The 15,095-nt window shown below is 61.3% G+C and carries 13 protein-coding genes; 11 read left to right on the top strand and 2 right to left on the bottom strand.

What is annotated here, in order from left to right; genetic code table 11:
- Nucleotides 1–157: 157 nt before the first annotated feature.
- From pdxA to ACLGL5_RS15755, 11 genes are all read left to right on the top strand, one after another.
- Nucleotides 158–1,189: a 4-hydroxythreonine-4-phosphate dehydrogenase PdxA gene (pdxA, locus tag ACLGL5_RS15805; RefSeq protein ID WP_196774185.1), complete on the top strand. Its 1,032-nt coding sequence runs from the start codon at nucleotides 158–160 to the stop codon at nucleotides 1,187–1,189.
- A 41-nt stretch (nucleotides 1,190–1,230) separates the two neighbouring features.
- Nucleotides 1,231–2,721 (top strand): aldehyde dehydrogenase, encoded by a 1,491-nt coding sequence (gene aldA, locus ACLGL5_RS15800; RefSeq protein ID WP_069091505.1) that lies wholly within the window; start codon nucleotides 1,231–1,233, stop codon nucleotides 2,719–2,721.
- Nucleotides 2,722–2,796: 75 nt separating this feature from the next.
- On the top strand, nucleotides 2,797–3,939 hold the full coding sequence (locus ACLGL5_RS15795; RefSeq protein WP_063827323.1) for a substrate-binding domain-containing protein: 1,143 nt from the start codon (nucleotides 2,797–2,799) through the stop codon (nucleotides 3,937–3,939).
- 63 nt (nucleotides 3,940–4,002) lie between these two features.
- The gene (locus tag ACLGL5_RS15790) at nucleotides 4,003–5,586 is read left to right on the top strand and encodes a sugar ABC transporter ATP-binding protein (protein WP_069091504.1); all 1,584 of its coding nucleotides are present in this window, start codon (nucleotides 4,003–4,005) and stop codon (nucleotides 5,584–5,586) included.
- Nucleotides 5,583–6,530 carry an ABC transporter permease gene (locus tag ACLGL5_RS15785; RefSeq protein ID WP_069091503.1) on the top strand — a complete coding sequence of 316 codons (948 nt, stop codon included), beginning with the start codon at nucleotides 5,583–5,585 and terminating at the stop codon, nucleotides 6,528–6,530. The genes ACLGL5_RS15790 and ACLGL5_RS15785 overlap by 4 nt, the downstream gene beginning before the upstream one ends.
- Nucleotides 6,531–6,661: 131 nt before the next feature.
- A complete protein-coding gene (locus tag ACLGL5_RS15780) occupies nucleotides 6,662–7,777 on the top strand; it encodes a sugar ABC transporter substrate-binding protein (protein WP_069091502.1) in 1,116 nt (371 codons plus the stop codon).
- A 59-nt stretch (nucleotides 7,778–7,836) separates the two neighbouring features.
- Nucleotides 7,837–9,360 (top strand): sugar ABC transporter ATP-binding protein, encoded by a 1,524-nt coding sequence (locus ACLGL5_RS15775; protein WP_064983476.1) that lies wholly within the window; start codon nucleotides 7,837–7,839, stop codon nucleotides 9,358–9,360.
- A complete protein-coding gene (locus ACLGL5_RS15770) occupies nucleotides 9,357–10,319 on the top strand; it encodes an ABC transporter permease (RefSeq protein ID WP_051726736.1) in 963 nt (320 codons plus the stop codon). Before ACLGL5_RS15775 ends, ACLGL5_RS15770 begins: the two co-directional genes overlap by 4 nt.
- Complete coding sequence (locus ACLGL5_RS15765) at nucleotides 10,319–11,302, top strand: ABC transporter permease (protein WP_038644977.1); 984 nt, start codon at nucleotides 10,319–10,321, stop codon at nucleotides 11,300–11,302. The genes ACLGL5_RS15770 and ACLGL5_RS15765 overlap by 1 nt, the downstream gene beginning before the upstream one ends.
- A gap of 123 nt (nucleotides 11,303–11,425) precedes the next feature.
- Nucleotides 11,426–12,334 (top strand): SMP-30/gluconolactonase/LRE family protein, encoded by a 909-nt coding sequence (locus ACLGL5_RS15760; RefSeq protein WP_069091501.1) that lies wholly within the window; start codon nucleotides 11,426–11,428, stop codon nucleotides 12,332–12,334.
- On the top strand, nucleotides 12,238–12,744 hold the full coding sequence (locus tag ACLGL5_RS15755) for an SDR family oxidoreductase (protein WP_083246650.1): 507 nt from the start codon (nucleotides 12,238–12,240) through the stop codon (nucleotides 12,742–12,744). The genes ACLGL5_RS15760 and ACLGL5_RS15755 overlap by 97 nt, the downstream gene beginning before the upstream one ends.
- A 615-nt stretch (nucleotides 12,745–13,359) precedes the next feature.
- Here ACLGL5_RS15755 and ACLGL5_RS15750 read toward each other — a convergent pair.
- Together ACLGL5_RS15750 and ACLGL5_RS15745 are read right to left on the bottom strand one after the other, a co-directional pair.
- Nucleotides 13,360–14,127: an SDR family NAD(P)-dependent oxidoreductase gene (locus tag ACLGL5_RS15750; protein ID WP_069091499.1), complete on the bottom strand. Its 768-nt coding sequence runs from the start codon at nucleotides 14,125–14,127 to the stop codon at nucleotides 13,360–13,362.
- Complete coding sequence (locus ACLGL5_RS15745) at nucleotides 14,124–15,089, bottom strand: carbohydrate kinase family protein (protein WP_069091498.1); 966 nt, start codon at nucleotides 15,087–15,089, stop codon at nucleotides 14,124–14,126. The genes ACLGL5_RS15750 and ACLGL5_RS15745 overlap by 4 nt, the downstream gene beginning before the upstream one ends.
- Nucleotides 15,090–15,095: the final 6 nt, after the last annotated feature.

Genomic DNA, 15,095 nt, shown 5'->3' with positions numbered 1-15,095 from the left:
AGCAGCCCGGGGATATGGGATCGCCCCCTCGGAGCGGTTGAAAAACATGCGGATTTCCACCGCACGGTTGATTACGAATGACCGCAAAAGAAAACTATTGCGCATTGATGGTTATAAGGATTAGAAGATGATCACAATTGACCGATTAGAGGCGTTCATGTCTGGTCCACGACTCGGCATCACAATGGGTGATCCTGCGGGCATCGGCCCCGAGATCATCGCAAAGGCATGCGCACGGCTGAAACCGCGCCTTGCCGACGGATCGTTGTCCCTTCTCATAATCGGCAGCGTCACCGCGATGCGTGCGATGGAGTCGATTTCCGGGCGCATCGAGGAGGAACAGCCGTCGGCTTCGGCCACCGGGGTTTTTCCGCCGGTAGCCATTCTCGAAGCCGGCCCCGAACGGACACCTATCGAGACAGGCGTCTTGTCGGCGGAAGGCGGGCGCCTCGCCTATCTGGCGATCGAAAAGGCCGTTCGCCTGGCGCAGGCCGGTTCAATTGCTGGTATCGTTACGGCTCCCCTCAACAAGGAAGCGCTCAATCTGGCCGGCTATCATTATGCCGGCCACACCGACATGCTGGCAGAACTGACAGGCGCCCGCGATTCCGTGATGATGCTTGCCCATGGCGATTTTCGCGTCAGCCATGTCTCGACCCATGTAGCGCTTGCCCAGGTTCCGTCGAAACTGACCGAACCTCGGTTGCGGCGGGTAATCCAGTTGACGGTCGAGGCATTGCGCGGCCTCGGCATTGCCCATCCCCGCATTGCGATCGCCGCGCTGAACCCGCACGCCGGCGAAGGCGGCATTTTCGGTCGTGAGGATATCGACATCACGACCCCGGTCGTCGCCTCCTACAAATCCACCGATTTTACGGTATTCGGACCCGTTCCCGGCGATACGGTTTTCGTCAAGCTGCGTGCCCGCCAGTATGACGCCGTGGTCGCGATGTATCACGATCAGGGCCATGTGCCGGTGAAGCTGCTCGGCTTCAACGTCGATCCCGCGACCGGTGAGTGGAAAGCGCTCTCCGGCGTCAATGTCACGCTCGGCCTTCCGATCATCCGCACCTCCGTCGACCACGGCACGGCCTTCGATATCGCCGGCAGGGGCATCGCCAATGAGGACAGTCTGGTCGAAGCGATCGAGTTCGCGGTCCAGATGGCTGCGGCGAAATCCACCCCTTAGGCGCCGGCACGCCTGCAACGCACGCAGAAGCGGATTGAACCATGGCAGTAGAAGACAAGAAATCCTATCTCATGTTGATCGACGGGAAGTTTGTCACCGGCGAAGCCGGTATGCGCCCGGTGATCAATCCGGCCAATGGCAAGGCCTTTGTCGACGTGCCCGAGGCAAGCCCGGATCAGGCTCGCCAGGCCATAGTAGCCGCCCGCAAGGCGCAGAAGGCCTGGGGGCTCAAATCACCTCTTGCCCGTGCGGCGATCATGAAGCGGATCGCGGTCCTGATCCGGCAGAACGCCCGGCATCTGGCCGAGGTGGTGGTCAGGGAACAAGGCAAACCGATCAATGAAGCAATCGGTGAAGTCGGCGGCGCGGCCGAGTTCTTCGACTACTACGCCGAGTTTGCCCGTCGCATTCAAGGTGAGATCCTGCCGTCGGACTACGCGGGAGAACAGGTCTGGATACAGCGTGTGCCGGTAGGCGTCGTCGCCGCCATTATTCCATGGAATTACCCGAGCGCTCTGGTCAGCCGCAAGGTGGCGCCGGCCATGATCGCCGGCGACACCATCGTCATCAAGCCGCATGAAGACACGCCCCTTTCGGCGCTCGAAATGGCCCGCATCTTTGTCGAAGCGGGCGTGCCGGCCGGCGTGGTGAACGTCATAACGGGACGAGGTGAAACAATCGGCGAAGTGCTCTGCACCGAACCCGGCGTCGACCTCATCACCATGACCGGAAGCGTACCGACCGGCAAGCGCATCATGGCGAATGCGTCGCGCAATCTGACGCCTGTTTCGCTGGAGCTTGGCGGCAAGGCGCCATTCATCGTCCTGGCTGATGCCGATCTCGAGCTGGCGGTTCGTTCCGCGGCCACGTCGCGCTACATGAATTGTGGACAGGTCTGCATATGCAACGAACGCACGCTCGTTCACCGTTCGATTTACGATCAGTTCGTCACACGCTTCGTGGAATTCTCCAAGTCGCTCGTCGTCGGCGATCCGATGCAGGCAAATACGGATATCGGCCCGAAAGTCAGCCGTGACGAGCTGGAAAAGGTCGAGGCGGTCCTTGCGGAAGCCGTCGCGGGCGGCGCGAGGCTTGCTCTCGCAGGCGGGCGCCCGACCAAGGCGCCTATCGATGGTGGCTACTGGCTCAATCCGACCGTGCTGACCGACGTCACGCCTGACATGCCGATAATGACGCGCGAAATCTTCGGGCCGGTCGTGCCGATCATGCCCTTCGACACTTTCGAGGAGGCGGTCAGCATCACCAATGCCAGCAACTATGGCCTGTCGGCCTATCTTTTCACCAATGATCTGGGCCGCGTCATGAACGCAGTGAACGAGGTTTCGTTCGGTGAGATCTACGTGAACCGGATTGGACCGGAAATGCTGCAGGGTTTCCATGTCGGCTTCCGCGAAAGCGGCCTGGGCGGTGACGACGGCGTGCATGGGCTCGAGAGCTACATGCGCAAGAAGACGGTCTACGTGAATTACTCGGGTGCCGCCACGGCGGCGTTGATGCCTTACGGGCGCTGAACAGCGCCCGACCAGTACGACCAACCAGGTCGCCACCGGCCGTTGCGGCCGTTTCATCTGATCGGGAGGAATGAAATGCACTATCGTGGATTTATGGCGGCCGCCTTGGCCTTGGCGCTATCGGGATTGGCCGCATCGTCGGCGCTCGCCGATGACACCATTCCACCGGAAGCAAAAGCCCTGCTCGAGCCGCTGCCCTTGTCGCCGAGGGGCCAACCCGTCCCGGGCTTCCCGGACGGTCCGCCGGCGGTATCACCTGATGTGCTGAAATTCTCCGATCAGGACCTTGCCAAGCTCAAGGCGGGAAAATTTACCGCTGGCCTGGTGATGCACACCATGGATGCCGGCTGGCCTCAGTTGCAAGTCGCCGGAATCAGCAACACGCTCAAGGACCTGGGCATCGAAGTTGTCGGAACCACCGACGCCAAGTTCCAGCCCGGGCAGCAGATCAGCGATCTGGAGCAGATGATCGCCCGCAAGCCGGACGTGATCTTCTCGATCCCGATCGATCCGAAGTCTGAGTCCGAAGCCTACAAGAAGGCGGCGGCGGCCGGCATCAAGCTGGTTTTCATGGACAACGTCCCGGTCGATATGGCGCCGGGCAAGGACTATGTGACCGTCGTCGCCTCCGACAACGAGAAGAACGCCTATTTCGCCGCGCAGGAACTTGTCGGGGCGATTGGCGGCAAGGGTGAGGTCGGCATCATCACGCTGGTTTATGACTATTACTACTCGGTCGCGGCCCGCAAGGTCGGTGCCTTGAAGGCGTTCGGTGAACATCCCGACATCAAGGTCGCCGATGTCGGCACCTTCACGGCGCCGGAGAAGGCTTACGAGGTCGCCACCGCAATGTTGACGGCGCATCCCGACATGAAGGGAATTTTCGTTGCCTGGGACACGCCCGCCCAGCAGGTCGTGGCCGCGGCAAAGACACTCGGCCGCGATATCGTCGTCACCACCAATGACATTGCCGCGGACAGCGCGCTGAACGTTGCACGCGGCGAATTTCTGGCCGTAGGCGCGCAGCGTCCCTACGACCAGGGCGTCGCCGAGGCCAAGGCAGCCGCGCTTGCATTGCTTGGACATGACGTCCCGCCATACATCTCTGTGCCGACATTGCGTGTCAAGAAGCTCGACCTTCTCAGTGCCCTCAAGGAGGTCACCAAGGAAGATGCTCCCGCCTCGGTGGTAAAAATCTGCAACGGCGAATGCTTCTAGCCACTTTTCGTCGGCGGGTCCCAGCTGCCCGCCGACGCTCACCAAGCGATCGAGAAAATCGTCATGGCCGAAGCCAAAACCTCAACGTCCCGGAACGCGATCGTAGCGATGCAGCGCATCAGCAAGTCGTTTGGCGCGAACCGTGTTTTGTCCAATGTTTCGTTCGAGGTCATGGCCGGTGAAACGCACGCGCTGCTCGGCGAGAATGGTGCGGGCAAATCGACGCTCATGAAGATCCTCATGGGAGCCTATCGAACGGACGAAGGCCGCATTCTGTTCGCCGGAGAGGACGTCACCGCCTTGTCGCTTCGCGAGAGGATCGACCGCGGCATCGCAATGATCTTCCAGGAACTGAGTGTCTTGCCGAACCGCTCGGTTGCCGAAAACCTGTTCATCCTTCGCGAGCCGCTCGCCTTCGGCCTGCGCGTCGACGCCAGAAAAATGGTTCGCGATGCCCAGGCTCTGATCGAGCGGTACGCCTTCTCGCTCGATGCGTCCGCGCGTGTGGGCGATCTGGCCTTCGCCCAACGGCAGATGGTCGAGATCCTCAAGGCGATCTCGCGCGGCGCCAAGCTGCTCGTAATGGATGAGCCGACTTCGTCTCTGACCATCCACGAGGAAGAAACACTTTTCCGCACCATCGGCCAGCTAAAGCAGAACGGGATCGGTATCGTTTACATCAGCCATCGCATGGCCGATGTGCTGCGGCTTTCGGATCGCATCTCGATCATCAAGGATGGGCGACTGGTTGGCCCGCTTGACCCGGACAGCACATCCATCGAGCAGATCGCTGCGATGATGTCGCGGCCAAAGGGCGAAGCGTCGTTGCCCACCGTGGCGGCGCCTGCGAAACGCCCGCCGGCAATGCCGGTCGGGACGCCGGCTCTCGAGGTCCGCGATCTGGCCACGTCGCGCAAGCTGTCAGCCGTATCGTTCTCGATCGATCCAGGCGAGATCGTCGGCCTTGCCGGGCTCGTCGGCAGCGGCCGCTCGACCTTGGGCAAGGCCTTATTCGGCATCCTCCCGGATGTATCCGGCCACATCACTGTCGCGGGAGAATCCGTTCGGCCGGGCAGCGTCAACGGGGCCATCGCTGCTGGTATCGCGCTTGTTCCCGAAGACCGTCGGCTCGAAGGGCTTGTCGGCGGGCGCTCGATCGAGGAGAACCTCTCCCTTCCCCGCCTTTCCGATTTCTCGCTGGCGGGTCCCTTTGGGCCGATGGCGAAGGCCCGGATAACCGCACTATTCCGACAATACCGCGACGACCTCAACATCCTGTGCCGCGGCCCCTTGCAGAAAGCCCAGGAGCTTTCGGGCGGCAATCAGCAGAAGATTGTCATCGCAAAATGGCTGGCAATGAAGCCGAAGCTGTTGATCCTCGACGAGCCAACCTCCGGGGTCGACGTCAATGCCAAGCGCGATATGCGCGAGCTTGTGCGCCGCACGGCCGGCGAAGGCGTCGCTGTGCTGCTCATTTCTTCGGAACTCGAGGAACTCCTGGATCTGTCCGATCGCATTCTGGTGATGGCGCAGGGGCTGATAACCCGCAGCATCGGCAGCGCGCACGACGAGGCTGGGCTGCGCGCGTTGCTGCAGGCCGAGGCCGCCAGACAAAGCAGCGCACGCGCCCAGGGAGTTGCAGCATGAAACCGTCCTCGATGCCGATGCGCCTAGCTGCGATGGATTTTTTCCGCGATCACATCACCTATGTGATCTTTCTGGCGATCACCCTCTATTTCGTCTTGTTCGCCCCCCACTTCGCGTCGGTCTCGACCGCAAGCGCGGTTCTGCGCATCACTGCCATCGTCTCCGTGATGGCGATCGGCATGACGTTCGTCATCATCTGCGGTGAAATCGACCTGTCGGTCGGGTCGGTTGCCAGCTTCTCAGGCATGATCGGAGCCTTGCTGCTCGATCAAAGTGTCCCGACCTATGTCGCCGCGCTTCTGGTGTTGGGCGCCGGGGCCGCGATCGGTGCAGTGTCGGGCTTGCTGGTTACAAAACTGCGCATTCCATCGTTTCTCGTGACCCTTGGCATGTTGTCCATTTTTTCCGGGCTGGCGCTGACCATCACCGGCACCCGGCCAGTGTCGATCGTCGATGATGATTTTTCGAATCTGTTCTGGAACGGCAGTTTTCTGGCCGTTCAGGCACCGATCTGGTGGACGATGGTCCTTACGGCCGCCGGCTACTACCTGCTGCATCAGATGCCCTACGGCCGGCGTGTTTATGCAACCGGTGGAAATGCCGTCGCCGCGCGTTTTTCCGGCGTGCGCACGGACGGCGTCAAGATCTTCGCTTTTGTGTTGTGCGGCATCACCGCATCCCTTGCGGGCCTGATGCTCGCGGCCCGCTCCACGGCTGGCAATCCCAGCCTGGGAGCGGGTCTCGAACTGGACGTGATCGCGGCCGTGATCATAGGCGGGACAAGTCTCTTTGGCGGCTATGGATCAATCGTCGGCTCCGTCGTCGGCGCAATCTTCATAGGCATTCTCGGGTTCGGTCTTCTCGTGCTCGGTCTTTCGACCAGCATCCAGGAGGTCATCAAGGGAGCCATCATCATCATTGCCGTCTCGTTGAACCGGCGTTGAGGAGCAGACCCAATGATCGGACCACATGCACGCATTCCAGAATTCGGCCTCCGCGGCGGTAGCCGCGGCGCAGGAAAGTTCAGTTTCAGTTTGAAAACCAGCGTCGCTGGAGAAACAGGGAGGAAAGTGAAATGACCAGACGTATGACGCTTCTGATGTTGGGTGCTCTGGCTGCATCCACCGCAATGTTCACCAGTGCTTCGGCGCAAGACACCTACAAGCCCGGCTGCTATGCTCCTGCGCCAAACAGTGCCTCGGTGATCTCCTATCCGAAGAAGGCCGGACCCTACAAAATTGCCTTGGTCAACGGATATGTCGGCAACGATTGGCGTGCCAATTCCATTCAGACCGCCAAGGCCTGGGGCGCCCGTCCCGAAATCAAATCCAAGCTGTCCGAGCTGAAGATCGTTTCGGTTGGCAACGATTCCACCGCGCAGATCTCGGCGATCGACAACTTCATCGCCGCCGGCTACGACGCCGTGATCATCAATGCCGTCAATCCCACCGCCTTCGACGCAGTGGTCAAGCGCGCCAAGCAAGCCGGTGTGGTGCTGGTGACCTATGACAATGTGCTCGACTCCGACCAGGTCGTGCAGATCAACGAAGATCAGGTCGACCTTGGCCGGATCAAGGCGCAGGCCGTGGTTGATGGCATCAAGGCCAAGAAGGGCAATGTTTCGGGTCAGGTTCTCGAAATCGACGGCGTACCGGGCAACAGTGTCGACCGTGACAACCAAGCGGGATTCAGCGAGGTCTTCTCCAAATATCCCGAGCTAAAGGTGGTCAAGGTCGAGGGCGACTGGGATGTGGGCACGGCCTCGAAAGTGACATCCGACGCCATTGCGACCAACGGCAATTTTGATGGCATTGTTGTTCAAGAGGGCTCGGTTGGCGCACTCGAGGCGATGGCCGCCGCGAAGCACCCGGTTGTCCCGGTCGGGTTCGATGCCGGCAACGGCACGCGCATGCTGGTCAACAAGGGCAAGTATCCTGGCATCACGGCTGCCCAGGCGCCGGCGCTGGCCGCTATGGCACTGGAGGCCTCGGTCGTGTTGCTGGAGGGCAATGCGCTGCCGCAGAAGGTGTTCCTGCCAATCCCCCAGAAGAACAATGCGGATCTGGCGGAAGGCAAGGATTTTTTCCCCGATCTGCCAAAGACCTTCTACACGGCCACCGGCTTTCCGCAGTGTTTCCCTGTGTTCACGCCCGATGAGCTGAAAGGCCAGACGGCCGACAACGCCAATTGAGCCATGGCCCGAACCTGGCTGGCGTTTAGGCCGGCCAGGTCGGCAGCAACGGAGCAAGCATGGCCGATCGCTATGTTGAACTGAAATCGGTGTCAAAATCCTATGGCGGCGTTCCAGCGCTGACCGCAGTGGATTTCCGCTGCGAGCCGGGACGCGTGCACGCCATTCTCGGCGAGAATGGCGCAGGCAAATCGACTTTGATGAAGTTGTTGGCAGGTGTCATCCAGCCGGACGCGGGAACGATCTCCATCGGCGGGCAGACGGTGCGCTTCTCCTCCCCGCGGGAGGCGGCCGAACAGGGCACTGTCTGCATGTTCCAAGAGCTGTCGCTGATGCCGCATCTTTCGGTTGGCGACAATATCGTGCTTGCGGCCCCGCGCACCCGGATGGGGATGATAGAGCGCAGCGTTTATCGTGAAGCGCGCGAGGCCCTGGATCTTGTCGGGGCCAAGTCGATCCCGCTTGGCGCTCGCGTTTCGGGCCTGTCCCTGTCGGAACGACAGCTTGTGGAAATCGCCAAGGCCGTGTTCCGCAAACCTAAGCTTCTTATCCTTGACGAGGCGACGTCAGCGTTGACCAGCGAGCTCGTCGAAACGGTGTTCGGTGTCCTCAGAATGCTGAAGGAGCAAGGTGTCGCGATCCTCTTTATTTCGCATCGCATGCACGAGGTCGACGCCATCGCCGACCGCATATCCGTCTTCCGCAATGGCAGACATATCGAGACCTTCGACGTTGGCGCACGCACGACCGACGAGATCGTCGGCCTCATGATCGGGCGCTCGCTGGAAGAGCTCTTTCCACCGCGCCGCGCGCCTGTGCCTGACACGGCGCCGGTCGTTCTGAATGTGTCGAACGTGAGCTGGGCAAGCCAGCTTGTCGATGTATCCCTGGCTGCGCGCGCGGGCGAAATTGTCGGGCTCGGCGGTTTGGACGCACAGGGCCAGCAGCAGATAATGCATGCCGTCTTCGGTGTACTGCGCGGCGTGACGGGCCGCATCACGCTCAATGGCAAGCGATTGAATGGTCTCAAGCCGCCGAGGGTGAAACAATCCGATATCGGTCTGGCGCTCGTGCCTGAGGATCGCAAGACCGAGGGGCTGATCCCCAGCATGTCTGTTGCGCAAAACATGCGCTTGGCGGTTCTTGGGCGGGCCCCCTTCGGCCTGCTTGACCTGGACGGCAGCAGCGAGGCCCGGCTGCAGGAACTGATCGAACGCCTGGCCCTGACCTACGGTTCGCTGGACGATCCCATCGCGACGCTGTCGGGCGGCAACCAGCAGAAGGTGGTGCTGGCCAAATGGCTTGTGCTGTCGCCCAAATGTCTGCTGCTGATGGACCCTACCCGCGGCATTGACCTGCCGACCAAGGCGCAGATCTACAGGCTGCTCACGGACTTGGCGGCCGAAGGAATGGCCGTGATCTTGCAATCAACCGACTATGAAGAACTCATCCACTTGTGCGATCGGGTGTACGTCTTCTACCGGGGCAGTGTGGCCAAGGAACTGACGGGGGATCACCTGACCGCCGATGCGCTCATAGCCGCCTCGATGAACGTGCACCTTCACGCTGGAGCCCAAGCATGATGACCTGGCTTCGCCAAAATGCCAGGGAAACGATCGCCGCGCTCGCGCTGGCGATACTGTTCGCTGGCTATATCGCCATTCATCCGCGCGGCTTTTCGACCTATGTGGTTACCATCTGGTCGAACCAGGGAACGCTGCTTGGGCTCGCCGCGATCGCCCAGTTCTTTGTCGTTTTGGTCAAGGGCATAGACCTGTCGGTAGGATCAATCATCGCGCTGACCAACGTGATGGGATCCTTCCTCCTCAACGGATCTCCCACGTCGATTGCCCTTGGTATGGCGGTGGTACTGACCGTCGGGGTGGCCTGCGGACTGGTCAACGGCATCGCGGTCGTCTACGGAGGGGTGCAGCCGATCGTCACGACCCTGGCGACGGGTGGCATATTCGGCGGCATCGCCCTGCTTCTGAGGCCAACGCCTGGAGGCAGCATTGATGAGACAATGTCGGACGCGCTCACCTATGCAGTGGCGGGCATCCCGGTCTCGGCGGTCATTCTTGTCATCGTTCTCGTCATATTGCTGATGCTTCTGCGCCGCACGGCCGTCGGCCTCGGCCTTTATGCTATCGGGTCGTCCGAACAGTCGGCCTATATGACCGGCCTTCGCGTGAACCGGCTTAAGCTCGTCGCCTATGGCAGCAGCGGCTTTGTCGCGGCTCTCGCCGGCACCTATGTCAGTATGGTTACGCTGACTGGCGATCCCAATATTGCGCCGTCCTACACGCTGAACTCGATCGCCGCCGTCGTGTTGGGCGGTGTTGCGCTAAGCGGTGGTGTTGGCAGCCCCCTCGGCGCGGTGATCGGCGCTTTGATCCTGAAGACCATCTCGTCGCTGATGTTCTTCTCCGGCCTGCCACCATTGGCGCAACCGTTCTTCGAGGGATTGATCCTCGCAACTGCAATTGCACTCGGCGCGCTCGGCGTTTTCCAGGTGCGCAGCCGGCTTGAGTTGTATCGCTGATGACTGATGCAACCGAGCGAACCGTCACCTCCCGCTGGCTCAACCGTGACCGCGTATCGGTGCTGCTGATCGGGCTGGGCTGCGTCGCTCTGCTGTTGGGCGGCTCCCTCTTGTATCCCGGCTTCCTGAAACCTGGCTACATCCTACAACAGCTTCAGATCGCCGCCTTTCTTGGCATCATCGCCACCGGTGCCATGCTGGTGATCCTGCTCGGCGAGATCGACCTTTCGGTACCGTGGACCATTACCGGCACGGCGATCGTCGTCATCTCGGCCTCCGGCAGCTCCAATCCCCTGGTCGCCAGCCTGGCAATTCCCCTGGGCCTATGCCTTGGCATTGCAGTCGGGCTCTTGAACGCCATCGGTGTTGCTGTCTTTCGCGTGCCTGCGATGGTCTGGACGCTGGCCGTCAACGCCATGCTGCTTGGCGCTGCGGTTTTCTACACGGGCAACAGCCGTCCCAACGGTGAGGTCCCCTGGCTGGCGACGCAGGCGGCGACCGGCCGGACCTTCGGCATCCCCAATGCTTTTCTCGTTTGGCTGGTGGTCGCCGCGATCACCGTCTGGGTTCTCAAACGGACCGTTTATGGAAACTATCTCTACGCACTGGGCAATTCGCGACGTGCCGTGTTTCTTGCCGGGGCTCGGGTTCGTCTGGTGATGGTGGCGACTTTCGTCCTTGCCGGGGTGTTTTCCAGTTTCGGCGCCATCCTCCTGCTGGGCTACACCAATCAGGCCTATCAGGGCATGGGGGACCCCTATCTCATGCCGGTAATCTCGGCCGTGGTGATTGGGGGGACCTCGATTCAGGGCGGCCGAGGGAACTATATCGGCACATTCGCCGGCGCGATCTTCATCACGCTTCTGTCGTCGATCCTGTCGGTTATGCAAATGCCCCCTGCAGCGCGCGAGATGATCTTCGGCGCGATCATCCTGGTCATGCTGCTGGTCCACGGTCTCACCAACAAGAAGGAAGGCGTCTGAAAGCCAATGGCGGTCAGCGATGCGCAGCATTCTCGCGACATTGAAATGTTCCATCAGGCCGAGTGCAAGCCCAAACGGCCGGTCGGCTGGCAAGGCAAACCCTAGCAAGCAAGGCCTGTCAAAATGACATACTACGAGGTTCTTGATGATCGCTTCCAGGATTTCATTATCTCTCTGTGCAGGCTCGAAAAACTCCATACTGGAATGCGCTGGGCCGAAGGGCCAGTGTACTTCGCCGACGGCCGCTTTCTGCTCTTCAGCGACATTCCCAACAACAGGATGCTGAAGTGGGATGAAGTGACGGAGACTGTTTCCGTTTTCCGCCATCCTTCGAATTTCTCCAACGGCAATACGCGCGACCGGCAAGGACGCCTGGTCAGCTGCGAACATGGGCAGCGGCGCGTCACGCGCACCGAGTACGACGGCAGCATCACGATCCTGGCCGATCGGCTCGAGGGCAAACGTCTCAATTCTCCCAACGATGTCGTGGTCAAATCCGACGATACTGTCTGGTTCACCGATCCGCCCTACGGCATCCTGAGCAACTATGAGGGCTACAAAGCACCCAGTGAGATCGGGGCCTGCAACGTCTACTGCCTTGATCCCAAGTCAGGTGCGCTGACGGTGGCAGCTGGCGACTTCGACAAGCCGAACGGCCTCGCCTTCTCCCCGGACGAGGGACGTCTCTACATCGCCGACAGCGGCCGTTCCCACGGCCGGGATAAACCGCACCATATCCGTTGCTTTGACGTGGGCGAAGACGGTCGGCTTTCGAATGTTTACATCTTTGCCGAGATCGATCCCGGCATCCCTGATGGTTTTCGGATCGATGTCGACGGCAACCTATGGGTGTCAGCTGGCGACGGCGTGCACTGCTTTGCGTCGGACGGCACGCTTCTTGGCAAGATTCTTGTCCCTGAGACTGTCGCCAATGTCTGCTTTGGCGGACCTCATCGAAATCGCCTGTTCATCGCCGCCAGCAGCTCGCTCTATGCCGTCTATCTCAACACAACAGGATTACAGTTCTGCTGAGCAAGGAAGATTCCATCCGCGCGGCGCCTGATCTCGTCAAGCAGCATGACCATCGGGCCCAGCGCCACCTAAGGGATGGTGGACGTGTCATTACGGTCGGCAGCAATGTCGCGATCCGTGCCGGTTCCGCCGGCGTCAGCGCCTACCAGATGAGCAAGGGTGCGGTCGCGGCTCTGGTTAAGGGCGTCGCGCATGATCTCGCGCCGCGCCGCGTTACGGTCAACAACATCCAGCCCGGCGCGATCGGGACGGACATGATCCCCGACCACGGGGCGGCTGCAGGTGGCACCATCCTCAAGCGCACCGGCACGCCCGAAGAGGTCGCCGGGCTCATCTCATACCTCGCCCGCGATGAAGCGGCCTTTGTAACCGGCACCGGCATCACGATGGACGGCGGTTACGTCCTTTGAACACTCGGGGCCGTGCTGGCGCGGTAGTTCCGAAACGCGTCAGCAGGGCTTCGATCAGATTACAGGAGCGCTGCATGGTCACTGTCACGCTAATCTTGCCGAGTGTGCCCAGCACGACGTAAATTTCGCGTTCTTCAGGTTCGTCACCTTCTTCTCACGTGTTGAGACGGAATTCTGATCCCTCTGGCCACGCAGGCTGAGCGACGTTTTTCGCGTTGGCTTGGCTGGTTTGCCGGTTGAAGAAAATGCCCGGCGAGCAGCATCTGGCCCACGTGTCCTAGCAGCGCGGGTGCGGCCAGGATTGTCCCGCGTATGTGGTTAGGCCTGGTGAATCGCTCCGGGCTGTTGCCGCTGGGTTACAGCCTACAACGGGAGGCGGTAGTAGGAGTATCCAGCGCTAGGTTCCTGGCTCTCTCTGGCGGGGGCATCTGGGAAACGGCGTAGTACGAGGAAATTGCCCGTCGACTTCGGTCGGCGGGCTTTTCATGTTCGATCAGTAGTGAAAATGAGCCGGAGCGTCTTCGTAGCGTCAGGGTGATATGGCCAGAAAACTGACGCTTGTGTCTCGTATCACACCGGGTAGTCATGGCGACACGTAGGCCAGACCGGCGAGGATCAGTGGTAGTAGATGCCGCCGTCGACGTTGAGCGACTGGCCGGTGACGAAGGCCGACAGATCCGAGGCGAAGAACAGCACCGGCCCGACGACATCTTCCGGTGCGCCGAGGCGCTTCAGCGCCGCGACATCTTCCCAATGGCGGATCGCCGCCTCGCTGCCGAGGTTGTTCTTGCCCATCTCGGTCAGGATGATGCCGGGGCAGATGGCATTGACGGTGACTCCGTCCATGCCGACTTCCTGCGCCAGCACGCGGGTGAGCGTGATCACCACCGATTTGGTCGCCGCGTAATGACCTTGCGTCGGCACACCCTGGCGGCCGGCGATCGATGCGATGTTGATCACCCTGCCCGATCTCCTGGCGCGCATATGCGGCAGCACGGCCTGGCACATCATCAGCACGCCCTTGGCATTGATGTCGAAATGCGCGTCCCAGCTGGTCTCGTCGAGGTCCTGGAGCAGGCTGGGCTTCAGGATGCCGGCATTGTTGACCAGCACGTCGATGCGGCCTGCCGCCGCAAGCAGCGCCTGCGCCATCGCCTCGATCTCGCGCTTCTTGCTGACATCCATCGTATAGACATAGGCCCTGCGGCCGGCGGCCTCGATCTCGGCCTTGGTCACGGCAAGCTCAGCCGCCTGCGACGGCAGGTCGGTGACGGCGACGTCGAAGCCCGCTTCAGCCAGCCCTTTCGCGAGAGCCCTGCCGATGCCCCGGCTGGCGCCGGTGACGAGAGCCGTCTTGCCCTTGGCTTCAGGAAGAATGGTCATGCTGCTTGCGCCTTTGATGTCTTGACCGGCAGCGAGTTCATCGCCGAGACCGTGTCGTCGAATGAAACGAGTTTGCCGTCGGAGCCGAGGCCCATGGCCACCTTGGCGGCGACGGCGGTTGCGAAGCGCGCCGACTGTCTGAGGTCCCAGCCCTTGATGATGCCGACGATGATCCCAGCGGTGAAGGAGTCACCGCAGCCCGTGGTGTCGAAGACCTCGACGTCGAAGGCCGGCAGGTGGAAATCCTCACCATGCTGCGGCGAGACATGGACGCCGTCAGCGCCGAGCGTGATGATGCAGTTCTTCACGCCCCTTGCCTTGAAGAAGGCGGCAACGCGGGCCGGGTCGCGGTCATGCGCCATCTCGCCGGCCTCGTCGATGCTGGGCACGAAATAGTCGATGTAAGGCAGGCACGGCTCGACCAGCTTCCACGTCTCCGGCGTCGCCTGGATGAGATCGAAAGTGGTGATGCGGCCGAGTTCCTTGGCCCGCTTCAGAAGCTTGACCGTCGGCTCGCCATCAAAGCGCTTCAGCAGGCCTGTACCGCCGACATGGACGATGGTGGCGTCAAGCGCGGCATCGAGATCGGCATCGGCGACCTCGAACAAGGTCGCGGTGCCCGGCACATGCAAGGCCGGTCGCTCGCCGTTCGGCCGCACCGGCAGTATGGTGGAAGAGGTCTGAACGCGGCCGTCGCGCCGGACAAGGCTCGTCTCCAACCCGTACTTGCCGAGCTTGGCGAGGAACCAGTCGCCCATGTCGTCGGTGCCAAGCGTCGTGACGGCGCGTGTCTTCATTCCGAGGATGGCGCAGTCCATGCCGGTGGCCCCGGCGGTGCCGGCGACCGTCATGCGGATCTCTTCGATGAAGTCGGCACGCCCGCCTTCGGGGATGCGCGACACCGGCCGGCCGAGAATGTCGAGGACGTAGAAGCCGATCGAGCTGACGTCGAATTGTGGCATGGGAGA

It is taken from the genome of Mesorhizobium sp. U510 (assembly GCF_059180695.1).
The sequence above is the reverse complement of the archived record's forward strand: the minus strand, read 5'-3'. Positions and strand labels throughout refer to the sequence as shown.

Coding starts and splice junctions, on each gene's coding strand:
- pdxA (WP_196774185.1), top strand. CDS start 158: ATGTCTGGTCCACGACTCGGCATCACAATGGGTGATCCTGCGGGCATC.
- aldA (WP_069091505.1), top strand. CDS start 1,231: ATGGCAGTAGAAGACAAGAAATCCTATCTCATGTTGATCGACGGGAAG.
- ACLGL5_RS15795 (WP_063827323.1), top strand. CDS start 2,797: ATGCACTATCGTGGATTTATGGCGGCCGCCTTGGCCTTGGCGCTATCG.
- ACLGL5_RS15790 (WP_069091504.1), top strand. CDS start 4,003: ATGGCCGAAGCCAAAACCTCAACGTCCCGGAACGCGATCGTAGCGATG.
- ACLGL5_RS15785 (WP_069091503.1), top strand. CDS start 5,583: ATGAAACCGTCCTCGATGCCGATGCGCCTAGCTGCGATGGATTTTTTC.
- ACLGL5_RS15780 (WP_069091502.1), top strand. CDS start 6,662: ATGACCAGACGTATGACGCTTCTGATGTTGGGTGCTCTGGCTGCATCC.
- ACLGL5_RS15775 (WP_064983476.1), top strand. CDS start 7,837: ATGGCCGATCGCTATGTTGAACTGAAATCGGTGTCAAAATCCTATGGC.
- ACLGL5_RS15770 (WP_051726736.1), top strand. CDS start 9,357: ATGATGACCTGGCTTCGCCAAAATGCCAGGGAAACGATCGCCGCGCTC.
- ACLGL5_RS15765 (WP_038644977.1), top strand. CDS start 10,319: ATGACTGATGCAACCGAGCGAACCGTCACCTCCCGCTGGCTCAACCGT.
- ACLGL5_RS15760 (WP_069091501.1), top strand. CDS start 11,426: ATGACATACTACGAGGTTCTTGATGATCGCTTCCAGGATTTCATTATC.
- ACLGL5_RS15750 (WP_069091499.1), bottom strand. CDS start 14,127: ATGACCATTCTTCCTGAAGCCAAGGGCAAGACGGCTCTCGTCACCGGC.
- ACLGL5_RS15745 (WP_069091498.1), bottom strand. CDS start 15,089: ATGCCACAATTCGACGTCAGCTCGATCGGCTTCTACGTCCTCGACATT.